Genomic DNA, 15,948 nt, shown 5'->3' with positions numbered 1-15,948 from the left:
CCGGGGCTGAGTGCTTCTTTGCTAGGCACTGCGCTTCCAACTCACCCAGGCATGGCGGTAGGTGAATGCCATGGCCATGATGCCTGCAAAGAGCAGAAGTGCACGGCTGGGTTCAGGCACAGTGTGCACGGTGCTGAGGGTAGTCTCGGCCAGGCTGCTTTCCAATACTGAGCCCCTTTCAGGCTCTGTCGCACCCACAGCTATGGCGGCAGCGATGCTGCAAGCGAGCCAGTAGCTAAAGGAACGGAAAGTCATGTATTTAATCACAACTCTACCAGGATCTCCTTTAGGAGAACAAGGTTTTTCTTGTGCCAACATTGCCCCAGAATTCTCATTTTCAGCAGATTGGTTGGTTTCACCTAGGTTTTTTATTGGGTTTATCAACGCTAGCCTTCTTGCTTGCACCCGACACGCGTCTCCGCCATGACTACTGCCCCTCAATTCCGGCAAATCATTCATCATGTCCAACGTCAGCTCCCCTCGTGTCATTAACATAGGTTTAGCCGGTTTAGGCAATGTGGGGGCGGGAGTGTTCAAGAATCTGAAAAAGAACCGTTCTTTGATCACCCAGCGCACTGGGGCGACGCTCCAAGTCTCCAAAGTGGCCGTGCGCGACCTCTCCCGACCAAGGGATGTCTCGGTGCCTGCCGAAATGCTCACCACCGACTGGAGGGACCTGGTTAGCGATCCGGAGATTCCCGTGATCGTCGAACTCATTGGCGGCACCTCCACGGCCTACGACATGGTGGCTGCGGCCCTGAGGGCCAAAAAGATTGTCGTGACCGGCAACAAAGCCCTGCTGGCCGAGCGCGGGAAGGAACTGTTCGCGCTGGCCGAGGAATGCGGTGTGCCGATTTATTTTGAGGCTGCTGTCGCCGGCGGCATCCCGATCATCCAGGTGCTGCAGGAGGGGCTGGTGGGAAATCACATCCGTTCAATCCACGGCATCATCAACGGCACTTGCAATTACATCCTCACCCGGATGTCTCAGGCCGGGCTAAGCTATGCGGATGCCCTGCAGGAGGCCCAGGACAAGGGCTATGCCGAGGCTGACCCCACGCTGGATGTGAGCGGCTGGGATGCAGCGCATAAGGCGATCATTCTGGCCTCATTGAGCTATGGATTCTGGATTCCGCAGGACAAGGTGCACGTGGAAGGCGTGGACCGCGTCAATATCACGGACTTCCGCTTTGCCGCACGGCTGGGCTACACGATCAAGCTTCTCTCGGTCATCCGTGCGGATGAAAACGGCCTCGTTGAGGTTCGGACCCAGCCCTCCCTGGTGCCGCTCTCTCATGTGCTTGCCAGCGTCAGCGGTGCATTCAACGCGGTGCTCGTTAACGGAGATGTCGTGGGCGAGACACTGTTTTACGGGCGCGGCGCCGGCCAGGATCCGACCAGCAGCAGCGTGATCAGCGATCTCTGTGAAGCCGCAGCTGTTTTGATGCATGGCGCCCGTCACAGCGGCTTTGTACCGCATGGTCTTTACGGCAAGTCAAAGCCCGTGGATGACACTGTTTCACATTATTATTTGCGGCTGACCGTTGACGACGTGCCAGGAGTGCTGGCCCAGGTCGCCACCGCGCTTGGTGAGCGTGGCATTGGTATTTCCTCGATGATTCAGCCGGAAGATCTCGAAGACACCAGCGGTGAAACTTCACTGGTGCTGATGATACACGACGCACGTCTCGGAGACATGAAAGCGGCTCTGGCCGCCATAAGTCAGCTCAAGTGCGTGCGCGGAGAGCCTAGCTGGATGCGTGTGGAAACATTGCAGGGCTAGGAATTTGAGAAACAATCGCAGCGCGGTTGAAGATTGGCGTGGAATGAGGCTCTAGAGATGAGATGGTGCCGGACATGAAAATCGCGCTCTCCAACCTAGCAAATCTCGTCGGAGGCACAATTTTGTGCGGTGACCCCACAGATCAGATCACCGGCTTTGCATCCCTGAAAGAAGCCATGGCCGGCGATCTGAGCTTTTTCCACGATTCTCGGTACAACGAAAAACTGGTCAAAACCCAGGCCAGCGCCGTGCTAGTGCCTTTGGGGTGGCGGGACTTTCCGCCGAACACCTCCTGCATCGAGGTCTCTGACCCTTCACGTTCCTTTGAGCAGATCGTCGAGGCCTATGGATTTCAGCCCGAGCCGTTTGCCCCTGGAGTGCATCCCTCAGCAGTGGTGGCTCCCAATGTTAAATTTGACCCGGAGCGTGTTGCCATCGGCGCCAATGCCGTGATCGAGTCAGGGGTGGAGCTGGGGAATGAAGTTGAGATCGGCCCCGGCAGTTTTGTGGGCCGGAATGTGATCATTGGCAAAGGCTCCAAGCTCCATGCAAATGTCACGGTTCATGCCGAATGTCTTTTGGGTGACGGGGTGTTTCTGCATTCCGGTGTCGTCATCGGGGCCGACGGCTTTGGATATGAATTCAGTCAGGGGCGCCACCGCAAGGTCCGCCAGGCCGGCATCGTGCAGATTGACAATGATGTGGAGATCGGGGCGGGCAGCACAGTGGATCGTGCGCGGTTCGGCCGCACCTGGATCGGAGCGGGGACCAAGATCGACAACCTCGTCCAGATAGGTCACAATGTGGTGATCGGAAAGCATTGCATCATTGTCGCCTGCACCGCCATCGCCGGTAGTGCGATCATTGGCGACTACGTGGTGATCGCCGCCCAGGTGGGGATTGCCGGGCATGTGCACGTGGGCTCCCAAAGCACGCTGGCCGCACGTAGCGGCGTGACGCGTGACCTGCCGGCCGGCCAGACTTATCTGGGATTTCCCGCCATACCGGCAGGGGAGGAAAAACGCAGGCTGGCCAGCATCAACCGCCTGCCGCAGCTGGTGGCGAGGGTCAAGGAGCTGGAGGCGCAGCTTGCCGCCCAAAGGGAGGCCTGATCACCAAAATCCCCACTGGTGCGTCTTCAGCACGTAGAGGCCCAGGGCCAGATTGCCAATCGCGTGCATAAACACGCATGCGCCCAGGCTCTTGGTGCGCACCGCCACGAAGTACATCAGGGAGCCCCAGACGAAGGCGCCGAAATAGTCCTCAGTATTGTGAATCAGCATCACGGCGAGCGTGACGATCCAGAACATCTTCCAGCGATGTTTGCCGAAGGGGACACGCTCAAACCGGCCGTCTTCCGTCAGCAGATAGCGCATCAAAAATCCGCGCCAGAACAGCTCTTCGACAAAGGGCACCACCAGCACCATTCGGGCTAGGCGCATGCCCACAGCAAGGCTGAACCAGAGCGGTGAATCCTGCGCAATCATAGGGTCAAAACCCTTTAGACGTTCGGCAAGCCCGAGCCACACCCACCATGCTGCGGGTTCGTGTCCCTGCCGGATCAGTTGCTCTCTCAGCAAAGACGGCGCTACCCAGATGGCGATGCCGGCGACTCCCAGGGCAAAAGCCAGGCCCATGCCGCGCCATGGCCTGAATGCGTAGTGCTGGCGAAAAAACAACAGCACTGCAGCACAGAGCACCGTCTGCAGCGGGTAGGCCCAGTGCTCCGGCGCACGCACATGCCAAGGCAGCTCTGAGTTGGCGACGCGGAACATGCCCGGGACGGCATTCAGCAGTGTGAACAGCAGCAGGGGCAGCACATAGGCTGCTGTGGATGAGGAGCGCAGACGTGCAAACATCAGGCCAGGCGGTTAGGGCAGCGCCAGTTCCTTCGCGCGTTCGCGGTTCAGCAGCCATCTGGAGCAGCCCTTGAGATACATCCGGCTGCATGTCGAGAGGGTGCTGGCTCCCGAAGCCATGAGCGCCAGCGTCCGGGAGCTGATGCTCTCCATCATGTTGCTGAATCTTCCCGGGTAGTCCTTCTTGAGCTGCATGCCGCGCTCATAGAAGGCCACAATGCGGCCATCATAAAAATACTCGATCAACTCGTGCCAGGCCTCATGCCAGGCACGCTGGCGTTTTTCATAGCGGCCCAGCTCCTTGAGCAGCCGTTCTGGCTGATCGAGCAGCTTTTCACCCTGCCGCGCAAACATGGCGCTGAGGGACTCCGCAGCATCCAGCGCCAGAAAAACCCCGGGGGAAAGCATGGGGTCAACAAAGCCAAAAGCGTCTCCTGCAGACACCCAGCCAGGGCCGTGTGCCCGGTCGGATATGAGCTGGTAATTCGTGTAGGTGTAGGTGTCGCTGACACGCTTGCGATTTGAAGTCAGAGCGGACAAGGCGGGGTCAGTGGCTAGCACCCGGTCGAGCCTTTCCTCGGCATTGGCCCCGAATTCCGGCAGCGATTTGGGGTGCATCACGATCCCGAAGCTCAAAGAATCTGGCAGCGGAATGCGCCAGCTCCAGCCCCATGGATGGTAGGTGATCACAATCTGTCCTGCGGGGTAGGGGTGCTCAATGCCGGTGAAATGCGCAAAATGTGCCGTGTCCCTGCGCGGTCCGGTTTCCGCCCCGATGCCAAGCAGCCGTGCGGAGGTCCGTGTGCGGCCGCTGCAGTCGATGATGAGATCCGGCTTGCTGCCATTTTCATACCCGCCGGCGGCGAGCGCCGCTGCATCCAGCGTCAGTTCAGGACTTCCCCCCGGATGGGCCAGCAGACCGGCACGATGTTTCACGAAACGCACCCCCAATGACTGGGCGTGTGTTTTGATCACGTCGTCAAAAGCCGGACGTGGCACGTTGTAGGCGTAGGCCGGCAGGCGGCCCGCCACGGTGCGGAAATCAAAATGCATCTGTGTGCCGCGGTGGTGGATGAAGCTGGCTCCGGGTTTGAACTGGGAGATGGCGGCCACCTTGTCCTCGATGCCCATGCGCTGCAGGATCGCCACGATGCCCGGGATCAGAGACTCTCCCACCAGCATGGCAGGACGCTTCTCATCATCGAAAACAAGCGACTGGATGCCCTGACGGGCAAGCATGGCAGCGAGCGCGCTGCCAGCTGGACCTGCACCTAGGATGGCTATGCGTGGAGTTGAGCTCATGAGTCAATAGCGGCGGAGTTTGCCGCTGGCGGTCAGCGGCAGTTCTGTCACGAAGGTATAGAACAGCGGAACTTTGTAGGCGGAGAGTCGCTCCTGGCAAAGCTTTCTCAATTCAATCACAGGAGGGGGGGACTCGGTGTTATGAGGGATGATTTCCGCCGACGGCATGGCCCCCAGCGCAGGGTGTGCACGGGCGGTAACCCGGGCCGCCTTGACGCCGGGATGTCCGCACAGCACGGCCTCCACCTCTTCAGGGAAGCACTTCAGTCCGCCTACATTGATCACGCTGCGCACACGGCCGCGCAGGTACAAGCAGCCATCCGCATCTGTTTCAGCAATGTCCCCTGTGGCAAACCAGCCGTTGCGCAAAACCGACTCACGCGGCTGCCATGGAGTCAGATATGCATCGAAGACACCCGGGCCGCGCAGCATGAGTTCTCCGTCTTCCAGTTTTACTTCAAACGCTGGCAGCGGCTTGCCGATAGAGGTGGGCCGGTCTTTGGCATGGGCCAGGTTCAGGATGGGCAGCCCGGCTTCGATGATGCCCATTCCCTGGGTGAGGTGCAGCCCCGTTTTGCTGGCAAAAAGCTCCGCCACCTCATCGGTCAGCGCAAACGCGGTGGAAACCGCCAGGCGCAGAGATCCGAGTCTGCCTGCGTCCGGCTGGCCGGAGAGCATGGTATAGTGGTAGGGCGAGCCATACATCACCGTCGCGCCATGCTCCTGCATCATCTGCAGCATCACTTTGGGGTCGCTCGCAGGAGCCAGGATCGTGGTGGCTCCATGGTAGAGATAGAGAACAATCGAGACTGCGAAATGATGCGCCATGGGCAGCACCCAGAGCACTCGGTCCTGGGGTCCGATGCAGAGACCTTCATTTGCCGCGGTGATGCGCGCCAGCAGCGTTTCATGCGAAATGACGATGCCCTTTGATGTGCCTGTGGTGCCGCTGCTGAAGCGGATGAAGGCGGGGTTCAGGGCTGCCAGAGCCGCCTCATCAAATGCAGGCGGTGCATCGTGCGTCATCGTTTCGATGTGCCACTTCTGCGCATTCTCTGCATGCACGATGGCGTCCAGCGCAGTCGCCTTGGCAAGCTGCGCACGCTCGCTGCCCGTCAGCTCGGCGGGAATCGGAACAAAGCAGGCGTTCTGCTGCAGAATGGCCAGCGCCACCACGATGTAATCCGCACCGCTCGGCGCATTGAGGCCGATGCGCGGACGCTGTTTCTTTGGCCAGCTGGCATCTTCACTCAGGCTTTGCGCACAGCCCTGCATGCGCGCTTTCAGTTCACCAAAGGTGAGCTGCAGCTCCGGGCTGATCACGGCGGAGTGAGTGGCGATGCTGCGGTCAAAGATAAGATCGACGATGTTCACTTGGAGTGTTCCAGTTGGCTCAAAACGTCACGCACCTGCAATGCCAGGCTGGCGGTGTCTTGTTCAGTTAAAGTGGCGGCGATGCCGGCGGCCTGTCCGGTGGCCAGGGCTGTGCCCATGACGCGCGTGCTCGCCTGCGCCCGATGCGTGGCTGAAAGGCAGCGCCCTGCGACGAACACATTCTGCAAATCACGCGCACGCAATGCCCCCAGGGGAATGTCGCAGGCTTTCGGCTCCTTGGGGTAGATCAGCCGCGGTCCACGTGCCGTTTCACGCAGTTCGATGGGCCAGGTCGCATTGGCAACGGCTTGCGTGCTGCTCCGGCTTTCAAGGATGTCCTCCTCCGTCAGAACCGCCTCCCCGATCCACCTTTTGCTTTCACGAATACCGGCCCGCACAGGCAGGGTCGTGATGCGTGCTCTGGCAAAGCCTTCGAGCTCCGCTTTCAAATGTGCCACGATGGCGGCCGTCACTTCACGCCCCTGCATTTCGATCCAGGTCAAACTCCGGGCATCCGTCGCATCAAAGACGCATTCCGGTGAGTCTCCATGCAGATCAAGCGTCAGGAAAACTTCGTTCGGGGCGGCGCTGGCGCGAAAGTGCGCTCCCGCAGCGGCCGCAGGCAGCTTTTTCTCACGAATCGCCCTGGCGAGACACCCGGCGATTTTCAAGGGGCCGTCGCCTTGCAGGGACGGCGTGTCCACATCGCCGAGGCCCACAATGTAGGCAGGGCGTTGCAGCTCCTGGGCTGGAGTGCTGTCCCACGGCTGGTTTGTCAGTGAGGCGAGCACGGCATCGCCGCTCGCATCGACGAGAGTTCGCGGGCGCAGCTTCCAGGTCGTGCCACGGCATTGCAAAGTCACCTCGGCAGCTCGCCTCCCTTCCACTGTGCCCGCTGTGACTTCGGTGTGCAGCAGCACCTGCAGGCGGGGTTCTTTTTGGCACCACTGGTCGTAGAACAGGGCTAGAAGCTGCGGCTGGTGCATCAGCACATCCACCCTGCCCATCCTTAGCGGGCCGTGGCCGATGCCCCGCGCCAGAAGCTCCCGTTCCAGCTCCGCCGGGAGGCCCGGATTGGCAACATGTGGCCGAGCATCCGGTGTTGGCGGCAGATCATAGAGACCGCAGAACGAATGCACGAGCGAAGCCGTGCCTGCGCCGCCCAGAAAGCCGTGGCGCTCCACCAGCAGCGTGTCCGCGCCCCGACGGGCCGCCGCCAGGGCTGCCGCCACGCCTGCACTGCCGCCGCCGATGATGAGAACGTCGGGATTCATGGCCGCATCATTCACCGAGAAGATCAGAACGCCAGCGCTCACGCATCAGCTCTGTCTCAGTTTCGCTGAGGCAGGAGTCCAGATAACTCACCGTCACCGTGAGCTGGTCCTGGCATTCGGAGACAAACAGTCCGCTGCCCGGCGGGGCGTTGACCGTGGGCAGGTGGATGGCGTTGATAATGTCCCCCCCGCAGAATGTGGTCATCCCTTCGCCAAAGCTGCCAGTGTAGGCATGGTAGCAGGAGGAGATCTCTCCCCGCTGCGCAAGCCTGACCATGTCCAGCATCGTTTTGCCCGGCATGCCGCGCATCAGCAACTGCAGCGAGTTGAAGGACAGATGCCGTTTGAGTTTGAGGTGCTCCATGTGCTGCTTCATGAGCACCTTGCTCGCCGTGGCCAGATCAGCAAGGTCGGCATCCTTCAGAATGAAGAAGAACATCGACATGTGGTTTTGGAAGATCGCCGTGCGTCCGGCGCTGTCTTTCGGACGCTGCTGCACCGGCATGGTCACCGCGTACGTGAGATCGGAGTGCCCCCGGGCGTGAAACACGGCCTGGTGGCAGCGCGCCGCGAGACCCGCATAGAAAAAGGTGCGCATCATGTCACCGCCGATCCTGCCGAGTGTGAGTCTGATGCGTGCCGTGTCCTCCTTGGAAAAGGTCTCCCAAAAGCAGCAGCGGCGCCCGGAGACGGCTTTGCCACGGCTTGCGGATACGAAAGGCTCGGCACCCAGGTTCATGAGGTGTTTGCTGCAGCTCTCGCTTTCCTGAAACAGCTTCCACCATGGCTTGTCATTGTGCACCACCGGCTGCCGTGGTGACTCAGCCTGCGGGTCCAGCCACAGCTCGTTCATGTGCTTGAAAAGCAGCTCCACTCCCGTGCCGTCCAGCAGCAGGTGCGACCAGTTCATCAAGATCGTCCAGGTGACATTGCTGGTGCGGACCACATCCAAGCGAATGTGCGGCGGGCCGAGGGTGGTGCGCCTATGCCCCTGCATGCGCAATCTTCGAAGGGCGGAGATGGACTCGACCACCGATTTTTCAGCCCCCTCAACGCCGCTGGTCCGATGAAACTCGATGGGGACGGGAGCCGCCTCTCCGGAGCATTCCCAGTAAGGCACGCCAAACAGGCCGTCTTTGCGCAGCGTGGCATGCAGCAGGGGCAGGCGCTTGGGCAGTTCTGCCGCCAGCCAGCGCAGGCGTTCTTCGTCCGGCTGCCCGCTCAGCTGGATCTCACTCAAAGCATCCAGCCCGCGACCATCCGCTGATCGTGCGAGGTGATCGAGCGCCACGACAAAGCCGTCGGTGCCAGAGATCGGGAACTGGGGAATGGACGGGGTGCGTGTGCTCATGCGCCTGACGCTTGTCCTTTTACCAGCGCCACCATGGCAAGGCCGCTGCGAAAATTGGCGCGACTGAGTTCGGCTGGCTCCACCTTTTTGCCAAACCGCTCTTCGAGATACATCACCAGTTGCATCACACCCATGGAATCGAGCCCGGCTTCAAACAGATCGGCCCCCACGCTGAAATCAGCAGGCAGATCTGGCAGGACGGTTTCACGCACGAGTTCAATCATCGTGCCGGGGGTGATTGCGACGGTGTCTGGCATGTGTGTTTATGTGCTGAGTGGAAGGGGAATGCAAATCACAGCTCAAGGATACTCATGGCCCAGATTGTCATCGGTGATGATCTCTGCGCTTCCCCAGGCGGCTTGCATGGCCGGGCGGCGGCACCAATGCCACATGTCGCCGGGGACGGGAAGGGCTTCATTCTTGAGGAAGTCGAGCACGCCTTCGATTTGCTCCGCTGCGACGACCGGCTGGCCGTCGATTTGATAAGCCGCCAGAACTTTCTTCCAGCGCTCACGGCTGGGCTCAAGCGGGGCGTTGCTGGCCAGGCAGTGGTTCATGATCATCATCGTATGCGGAAACACCTCCATGCCCGTGCGTGCCGCACGCGGGGACTCGGTGCAGTTCCAAAAGGCGATGCCCTCAGGCTTCAGGTGGGCTTTCACCTCCGTCAAAAACTCACGCGAGAGCAGGGCTGAGGCAAACTCCCGCCAGTGATGCGTGGTGTTCATCACAATCGCATCAAACTGCGCCTCCGGGTGCTGGCGCAACCAGCGGCGTCCATCATCGATGACGAGTTCGAGTTTGGGATTGCTGAGCAGGCCGGAAACTTCCGGGCGTGCTCGGATGAGATCCAGGTAGCCATGGCTGAGCTCGATGGCGGTTACCTTTTTTACCTGCGGATGGTTGACCAGAATCTGCGTCCAGGATCCGCTGGCCACTCCGATGACAAGCACGTTTTCGATACGGTCCTGCACGGCCGAAAGAAAGTAGGGGCGCACAAGCCAGGATTTTGGCTCCAGCCTGGTGCCGATCATGCCATCGTAGGCGCCGTTGCCGTAAACCGCGCCGCTGGTGTCCACCGTGATGACGCCATGGCGTGACTCGATGGTCTGGGCGAAGTGCATGCCGTGGGCGAATTCGTGCTTGTACTGCAGGCGCTCGTAGAAGCTTTGAAACGGACTGAGGCTGACTGACATCAGGCACAGCGGCAGCCAGCGCTGTTGCTTGGGTAGTGCAAAACGCCCGATGACCTCCGCCCACACCCACGAGAGGCCGAGCAGCAGGACGCTGAGCAGGTGCAGGCTCATCCATTCCATGAAAAGAAAGCCCGTGAGCAGGCTGCCTGCGCCAGAACCGATGATGTTGGCGAGATAGAGCCGTGAAAGCTGGCTGCCGGTGTTTTGTCCGGGAGGAATCGCTGCGTGGCACAGCAGGGGAAAGGTGAGGCCGATCAGCGCTCCTGCGATGACGACACACACATAGCCGCACTCCCAGAACAGCTGCCTGGCAAAGATGGCGGTGAGAGGTGCCACGATGAATCCCATGACGCTCGAAAACATCACCCAGCATGCCAGCCTGGCTCGCAGCTTGCCGGCTTGAGCCAGCACTTGAGGACTCAACAATGACCCCAGCGCGAGACCGAACAGGTAGCTGCCGAGCATGTAGCCAAACACCGGGGCCTTGGAGGCGCTGGCAAAGTTGAAGACCCGTGACCAGATGATCTCCCAGGAGAGCGCCAGAAAGCCGGAGCATGCAGACCAAAGCAAGGCGGTTCGGAAAGGGATCTCGCATCCCGCAATGGCCGCAGGTTCCTTTGCCTGGTCTGCGGACTCTGCGGCAGGCTTTCTCAAAGCGAGCAGTACAATCAGTGCTGCGGCGGCATTCAGGCTGGCGGCGATGCGTGTGGTGCCGCTCATGCCATAGCTGCCAAGGAGCCAGCGCGCGGCAATGAAGGCTCCCAGCGCCGCGCCGAGCGTGTTCACAAAGTAGAGCCGGCTTACGCTCATGCCCACATGGGCGGTATTGCGCACCTGCTGCGCCACCAGCATGGGCAGCGTGGCTCCCATCAGCAGCGTCGGCAGAAACACCAGAAGGAAGACGAGGGTGCCCGTGGTGAGGCCGTGTGCCTGCGCCGAAGTCAATGCGCCCACCGCATCGAACAACTTCAGCGAGATGAGCCCATAGCCGCCCACGCCCAGTTCCGCGAGGCCAAACAGCAGCACCAGCGGTGCGCGCGCGGATTTCGAAACCCAGCCGCCCACGATGCTGCCCATGCCGAGCCCCGCAAGAAACGCCGCCACGACCATCGCCACAGATTCGACGTTGCTGCCGTAGATCGTCAGCAGCGCACGCTGCCAGACGAGCTGGTAGATCAGCGCCGAGATGCCTGAAAGGATGAAGACGCCATGCAGTACCATGGCGTGAAGGCGGCTTGGCATGGGATCACTCGAAGCCGTTGGCGCGCAGGAATTTCAGACTGCCGGGAATCTGCTCCAGCGAAGTGGAGGACTCATCCTCGATGAAGTAGTGCTGCACGCCGTTCTTGCGGGCGGCGGCAAAGATGGAGCCCCAGTCCATCTGGCCGGTGCCGAGGGTGACATCATTTTCCACGTCCGTCTTGCCGGTGAGGAAGCCGGTGGCCACGCCCTTTTTCAGATCCTTGAGGTGCATGAGCTTCCAGCGGCTGCTGTATTTTTCCAGCAGCTTCACCGGATCCTGGCCGGGGAAAATGATCCACAGGATGTCCATCTGCATGGAGACAAACTCGGGTTTCGTTTCGCGCAGGAAGAGATCCAGCAGTGTGCCGTCTCCGTAGGGCTCGAATTCAAAGCCGTGGGCGTGGTAAAACATCGTGATGCCCTCTTTTGCCAGTGCCTCACCTGCTTTGTTGAAGACGGCGATGGCCTCCCGGCACTCCGCTTCATCAAACTTGTCCTTGTGGTCGATCCACGCACAGCCCGCATATTTGAGCCCCAGCGTCTTCGCTTCCTTCACCACATTGTCGAGATCGTTTTTGTAACGCGCATACGGAAAGTGGCTGCTCACAGCCTTGAGGCCGCGCTGTTCCAGCTCTGATTTGAACTGCTCTACAGTCAGGTCATAGGTGCCCGCCAGCTCCACTTCCTTGATGCCAAACTCCTTCACACGGTCCAGCGTCCACGGCACACCACGCAGCTTGAACTGGCTGCGCAGGCTGTAGAGCTGCAGGCCGGCGGCATTCGGCGCATCAGCGGCAAAGAGGGGTGCCGCGAACGTAAGTGCGAGAAGGAGTGATGTGAGTTTCATGGGTCGAGAATGTTCGCAGGCGCTCGGCAGGTATCCAAATGAAATCCCGGTGAAATCACGCAGGGCTCCTGCCTTCAAACCCGCCGGATCGCCGCCGCAAAGGCCCCGTCCATCTGATCCTCGGGCGGAAAGCTGTGGCGTGTGGTGACGAGTTCGTAGCCGGGCGTGGTTTCGAGGACGCTGGCGACGAGCTGCTCGTTTTCCGCAGGTTCAATGCTGCAGGTGCTGTAAACGAGGATGCCGCCGGGCTTGAGGACGCGCAGGCAATTTTTGAGCAGCAGCGTCTGAGTTTCCACCTGGGCGGTGATGTCCTCGGGCGTTAAACGCCAGCGCACATCCACGCGGCGGCGCATGACGCCGGTGTTGGAGCAGGGGACATCGAGCAGGATGCGGTCAAAGCCTGCTGCGGCGAAGGGGGGAGGCTGTGGCTCCGCCCAGTCATGCTGCTCGATCTGGGCATTGGCGACGTGCAGGCGGTACAGGTTTCCCTCCAGCCGCCGCAGGCGACCCGGTGAGACGTCGCAGGCGATGATCTCGCCCTTGTTTTCCATGAGCTGTGCCAGGAGGGCGGTCTTGCCGCCTGGAGCGGCGCAGGCGTCCAGCACGCGCTGGCCGGGCTGCGGAGCGAGCAGACGCGGGGCCAGGGCGGTGCTGGGGTCCTGCATGTAAACTTTTCCTGCGCCCAAATCCTCGCGCGGCAGTTGCTCGCAGACGATGAAGTCGTCGCTGGCAGAGGCATTCTCCGGGTGCAGGTGGTTCACCCGGGCACACATGGGGGCGGGGACTTGGTTCCACTCGCAGAGGGCGGTGGTTTTGGCTTCCCCGAACAGGCCCAGCCAGTGCTCGATGAGCCATTTTGGGTGGGAGGTGCGCGTCTCTAGCGGCAGTGCGGGCACCATGGCCAGCAGTTCCTCCGATTCGCGGCAGGCACGGCGCAGCACGGCATTGATGAGGCTGCGAGCACGGCCGGTGGCTGCCACGGTCTCATTCACGGCTGCATACTCTGAAACCTTGAGAATCAACACCTGACACAGCCCGATGCGCAGGCCCCAGCGACTGCGGTGGTCGAGGTGCTTGCCCTCCGTGATCACGTCGATCCAGTGGTCCAGCAGGGAGAGATTGCGCAGGGTGGTGAGCACGATATCCCGCAAAAAGGCGGCGTCGGGCTGGCTGAGTCCGTTTTCGCGCTGGATGTAATCCAAGAGATCAGCGGCGAAGCGCTCGCCTTTGGCCCATTCGCCCAGCACATCGAGCGCCATGCCTCGGATGGGGACGGCTGGTGGACGGGAGGAGGCTGATGGGGGGCGTAGGCTCATAAGCGGCACGACTAAGGCGGTGTGGCGCAGGACACAAGCCGCCCTTTGCCCCCAGTGGGAGGAATGATTGACAAACTTCCCGCCCCCGCCTTTATAGACAACCCCCCGCCATTTTCACACGCCCAACCACCCTAGACCATGGATTTTATTGCCAAGAACATCGCCGAAGTCGCTCCTTCAATGACCCTTTCCATCACCGCCCAGGCGAAGGCATTGAAGAAGCAGGGTGTGGACGTGCTCAGCTTTGGTGCCGGTGAGCCGGACTTTAACACCCCAGCCCCCATCATCGCTGCCGCCGTCGAAGCCCTGAACTCCGGCAAAACCCGCTACACCGAAAGCGCCGGCATCCTCGAGCTGCGCGAATCCATCGCCGCCAAGCTGATGGTGGACAACAACGTCCAGTACGAGCCTTCCCAGATCAGCGTCAACTGCGGTGCCAAGCACTCCTGCTACAACGCCATTCTCGCATGCGTCAATCCTGGCGATGAAGTCATCATTCCCGCTCCCTACTGGACCAGCTATCCTGAAATGGTGCGCATCGTCGGCGGCATCCCGGTGATCGTCGAGACCAAGCGCGAAAACGGCTGGAAGCTGACTCCGGAAGAGTTCGAAGACGCCATGTCTCCGATGACGAAGATGATCATCCTCAACACCCCCGGCAACCCGACCGGCTCCATCTACTCCCGTGAGGAGCTCACTGCTCTGGCCGAGATCGCTGTGGGTGAAGGCATCATCATCCTCTCTGACGAAATCTACGAAAAGCTGGTCTATGGCGGCAACGAGCACGTCAGCATCGCCTCCCTGAGCAAGGAGATCTACGACCACACCATCACCATCAACGGTTTCTCCAAGGCCTACGCCATGACCGGCTGGCGCCTCGGCTACACGGCTGCTCCCAAGAAGATCGCCGACGCCATCGACACCATCCAGAGCCACACCACCAGCAATCCGACCAGCTTCGCCCAGTATGGAGCCCTGGCCGCCCTGCAGATGGATCAGCAGATCGTCAGCGACATGCGCGATGAGTTCGACGTGCGCCGCCAATACATGCTGGGCCGCCTGAACAACATCAAGAACGTGCGCGTGGTCGAGCCAATGGGTGCCTTCTACTTCCTGGTGGACATCGAACCCACGCAGATCAAGAGCGTCAACTTCTGCGAAAAGCTTCTCAGCAAGCAGAAGGTCGCCATCGTTCCCGGCGTCGCCTTTGGTGCCGAGCATACCGTGCGCTTCAGCTACGCTACCGGCCTGGACGTGATCAACGCCGGCATGGACCGCTTCGAAGAATTCTGCAACCAGCACTAACTCTCTCAGCGGTCACACAAAAGGCCTGCTCCGTCCCTCCACAGCTAACCTCCAAACATCATGGGCATCTACAACAACATCGTCGAAACCGTTGGTAAAACACCGCTGGTGAAGCTCAACAAAGTCACCGCAGGACTGAACGCCACGATCGCTTTGAAGTGTGAGTTCTTCAATCCTCTCGGCAGCGTGAAGGATCGTATCGGCATGGCCATGATTGAGGATGCTGAGAAGCGCGGCATTCTCACCCCTGACACCGTCATTGTGGAGCCCACCAGTGGCAACACCGGCATCGCGCTCGCCTTTGTGGCCGCTGCGAAGGGCTACAAGCTGATCCTCACCATGCCTGAAACGATGTCCCTGGAGCGCCGCACGCTCCTGGCGCTGCTCGGTGCAGAGCTCGTGCTCACTCCTGGTGCTCAGGGGATGAAAGGCGCCATCGCCAAGGCCACCGAAATCGTGGCCAGCACGCCAAATGCCTGGATGCCGCAGCAGTTTGAAAATCCTGCCAATCCGGCCATCCACTCGAAAACCACCGCCGAAGAGCTTTGGGCGGACACGGACGGCAAGATCGACATCCTTGTGGCCGCAGTCGGCACGGGTGGCACCATCACGGGTGTGACGGAGGTCATCAAGCCTCGCAAGCCCACCTTCCAGGCCATCGCGGTTGAGCCAGACGCCTCCCCGGTCATCAATCAGACCCTTGCCGGCCAGCCCGTGCAGCCGGGTCCGCATAAAATTCAGGGAACAGGCGCCGGCTTCGTCCCCGCAAACCTGCACCTCAAAGACAGCGCTGGCAACGCGCAGATCACTGAGTGTGTCAAGGTCAGCAATGACGACGCCTTTGCCATGGCCCGACGTCTGGCCAAGGAAGAAGGCATCCTGGTTGGCATCAGCACCGGTGCCAATGTCTGCGCTGCCATCGAAATCGCCAAGCGTCCGGAAAATGCAGGCAAGCTCATCGTGACTGTCGCCTGCTCCACTGGCGAGCGTTATCTCTCCACCGCGCTTGCAGATGAAGCCCGCGCCAAAGTAGGGGCCTGAGCTCCCTGATGAACAAAGAGCAGCGAATGACGAACGGTCACGTGCCTCCCATTGTGAG

At 60.6% G+C, this 15,948-nt stretch carries 14 protein-coding genes; 4 read left to right on the top strand and 10 right to left on the bottom strand.

Annotated elements, in window-relative coordinates:
• Nucleotides 1–21: 21 nt before the first annotated feature.
• A complete protein-coding gene (locus ACZ5WW_RS08570) occupies nt 22–537 on the bottom strand; it encodes a PEP-CTERM sorting domain-containing protein (protein WP_377165165.1) in 516 nt (171 codons plus the stop codon).
• On the opposite strand from ACZ5WW_RS08570, the gene ACZ5WW_RS08565 reads away from it, so the two are divergent.
• Together ACZ5WW_RS08565 and lpxD are read left to right on the top strand one after the other, a co-directional pair.
• Entirely contained in the window at nt 530–1,783 is a 1,254-nt protein-coding gene (locus ACZ5WW_RS08565; protein WP_464694235.1) for a homoserine dehydrogenase, read from the top strand. The genes ACZ5WW_RS08570 and ACZ5WW_RS08565 overlap by 8 nt on opposite strands.
• A 74-nt stretch (nt 1,784–1,857) precedes the next feature.
• A complete protein-coding gene (gene lpxD / locus ACZ5WW_RS08560; RefSeq protein ID WP_377165170.1) occupies nt 1,858–2,895 on the top strand; it encodes a UDP-3-O-(3-hydroxymyristoyl)glucosamine N-acyltransferase in 1,038 nt (345 codons plus the stop codon).
• Here lpxD and ACZ5WW_RS08555 read toward each other — a convergent pair whose 3' ends face one another.
• The 9 genes from ACZ5WW_RS08555 to ACZ5WW_RS08515 all read right to left on the bottom strand — a co-directional run bounded on the left by ACZ5WW_RS08555 (nt 2,896) and on the right by ACZ5WW_RS08515 (nt 13,544).
• A complete protein-coding gene (locus ACZ5WW_RS08555) occupies nt 2,896–3,603 on the bottom strand; it encodes a CAAX prenyl protease-related protein (RefSeq protein WP_377165172.1) in 708 nt (235 codons plus the stop codon). It abuts the gene before it with no gap.
• Nucleotides 3,604–3,654: 51 nt separating this feature from the next.
• Nucleotides 3,655–4,944 (bottom strand): NAD(P)/FAD-dependent oxidoreductase, encoded by a 1,290-nt coding sequence (locus tag ACZ5WW_RS08550; RefSeq protein ID WP_377165174.1) that lies wholly within the window; start codon nt 4,942–4,944, stop codon nt 3,655–3,657.
• Between the two features lie 3 nt (nt 4,945–4,947).
• Nucleotides 4,948–6,318, bottom strand: a complete 1,371-nt coding sequence (locus ACZ5WW_RS08545; protein ID WP_377165177.1) for a class I adenylate-forming enzyme family protein — start codon at nt 6,316–6,318, stop codon at nt 4,948–4,950.
• Complete coding sequence (locus tag ACZ5WW_RS08540) at nt 6,315–7,592, bottom strand: FAD-dependent oxidoreductase (RefSeq protein WP_377165179.1); 1,278 nt, start codon at nt 7,590–7,592, stop codon at nt 6,315–6,317. The genes ACZ5WW_RS08545 and ACZ5WW_RS08540 overlap by 4 nt, the downstream gene beginning before the upstream one ends.
• A 7-nt stretch (nt 7,593–7,599) precedes the next feature.
• Nucleotides 7,600–8,943: a hypothetical protein gene (locus ACZ5WW_RS08535; RefSeq protein ID WP_377165182.1), complete on the bottom strand. Its 1,344-nt coding sequence runs from the start codon at nt 8,941–8,943 to the stop codon at nt 7,600–7,602.
• On the bottom strand, nt 8,940–9,200 hold the full coding sequence (locus ACZ5WW_RS08530; RefSeq protein WP_377165185.1) for an acyl carrier protein: 261 nt from the start codon (nt 9,198–9,200) through the stop codon (nt 8,940–8,942). The genes ACZ5WW_RS08535 and ACZ5WW_RS08530 overlap by 4 nt, the downstream gene beginning before the upstream one ends.
• 42 nt (nt 9,201–9,242) lie before the next feature.
• On the bottom strand, nt 9,243–11,381 hold the full coding sequence (locus ACZ5WW_RS08525; RefSeq protein ID WP_377165187.1) for a spermine/spermidine synthase domain-containing protein: 2,139 nt from the start codon (nt 11,379–11,381) through the stop codon (nt 9,243–9,245).
• 4 nt (nt 11,382–11,385) lie between these two features.
• Nucleotides 11,386–12,228 carry a sugar phosphate isomerase/epimerase family protein gene (locus tag ACZ5WW_RS08520; protein WP_377165189.1) on the bottom strand — a complete coding sequence of 281 codons (843 nt, stop codon included), beginning with the start codon at nt 12,226–12,228 and terminating at the stop codon, nt 11,386–11,388.
• Nucleotides 12,229–12,302: 74 nt separating this feature from the next.
• Nucleotides 12,303–13,544, bottom strand: coding sequence for an RsmB/NOP family class I SAM-dependent RNA methyltransferase (locus ACZ5WW_RS08515; protein WP_377165191.1), 1,242 nt, complete (start codon nt 13,542–13,544; stop codon nt 12,303–12,305).
• 138 nt (nt 13,545–13,682) lie between these two features.
• Here ACZ5WW_RS08515 and ACZ5WW_RS08510 point away from each other — a divergent pair, with 138 nt between their 5' ends.
• Complete coding sequence (locus ACZ5WW_RS08510) at nt 13,683–14,849, top strand: pyridoxal phosphate-dependent aminotransferase (protein WP_377165193.1); 1,167 nt, start codon at nt 13,683–13,685, stop codon at nt 14,847–14,849.
• Between the two features lie 60 nt (nt 14,850–14,909).
• Nucleotides 14,910–15,890 carry a cysteine synthase A gene (cysK, locus tag ACZ5WW_RS08505; protein ID WP_377165195.1) on the top strand — a complete coding sequence of 327 codons (981 nt, stop codon included), beginning with the start codon at nt 14,910–14,912 and terminating at the stop codon, nt 15,888–15,890.
• Nucleotides 15,891–15,948: the final 58 nt, after the last annotated feature.

This window comes from Prosthecobacter fluviatilis, from assembly GCF_055388355.1.
Note: the sequence above shows the minus strand (reverse complement) of the source record. Positions and strands in the feature narration are given on the sequence as shown.

Bases quoted from the DNA above. Each gene is read 5' to 3' on its own strand.
- ACZ5WW_RS08510 (WP_377165193.1), top strand. From the start codon at position 13,683: ATGGATTTTATTGCCAAGAACATCGCCGAAGTCGCTCCTTCAATGACC.
- ACZ5WW_RS08550 (WP_377165174.1), bottom strand. From the start codon at position 4,944: ATGAGCTCAACTCCACGCATAGCCATCCTAGGTGCAGGTCCAGCTGGC.
- ACZ5WW_RS08515 (WP_377165191.1), bottom strand. From the start codon at position 13,544: ATGAGCCTACGCCCCCCATCAGCCTCCTCCCGTCCACCAGCCGTCCCC.
- cysK (WP_377165195.1), top strand. From the start codon at position 14,910: ATGGGCATCTACAACAACATCGTCGAAACCGTTGGTAAAACACCGCTG.
- ACZ5WW_RS08520 (WP_377165189.1), bottom strand. From the start codon at position 12,228: ATGAAACTCACATCACTCCTTCTCGCACTTACGTTCGCGGCACCCCTC.
- ACZ5WW_RS08530 (WP_377165185.1), bottom strand. From the start codon at position 9,200: ATGCCAGACACCGTCGCAATCACCCCCGGCACGATGATTGAACTCGTG.
- lpxD (WP_377165170.1), top strand. From the start codon at position 1,858: ATGAAAATCGCGCTCTCCAACCTAGCAAATCTCGTCGGAGGCACAATT.
- ACZ5WW_RS08535 (WP_377165182.1), bottom strand. From the start codon at position 8,943: ATGAGCACACGCACCCCGTCCATTCCCCAGTTCCCGATCTCTGGCACC.
- ACZ5WW_RS08540 (WP_377165179.1), bottom strand. From the start codon at position 7,592: ATGAATCCCGACGTTCTCATCATCGGCGGCGGCAGTGCAGGCGTGGCG.
- ACZ5WW_RS08525 (WP_377165187.1), bottom strand. From the start codon at position 11,381: ATGCCAAGCCGCCTTCACGCCATGGTACTGCATGGCGTCTTCATCCTT.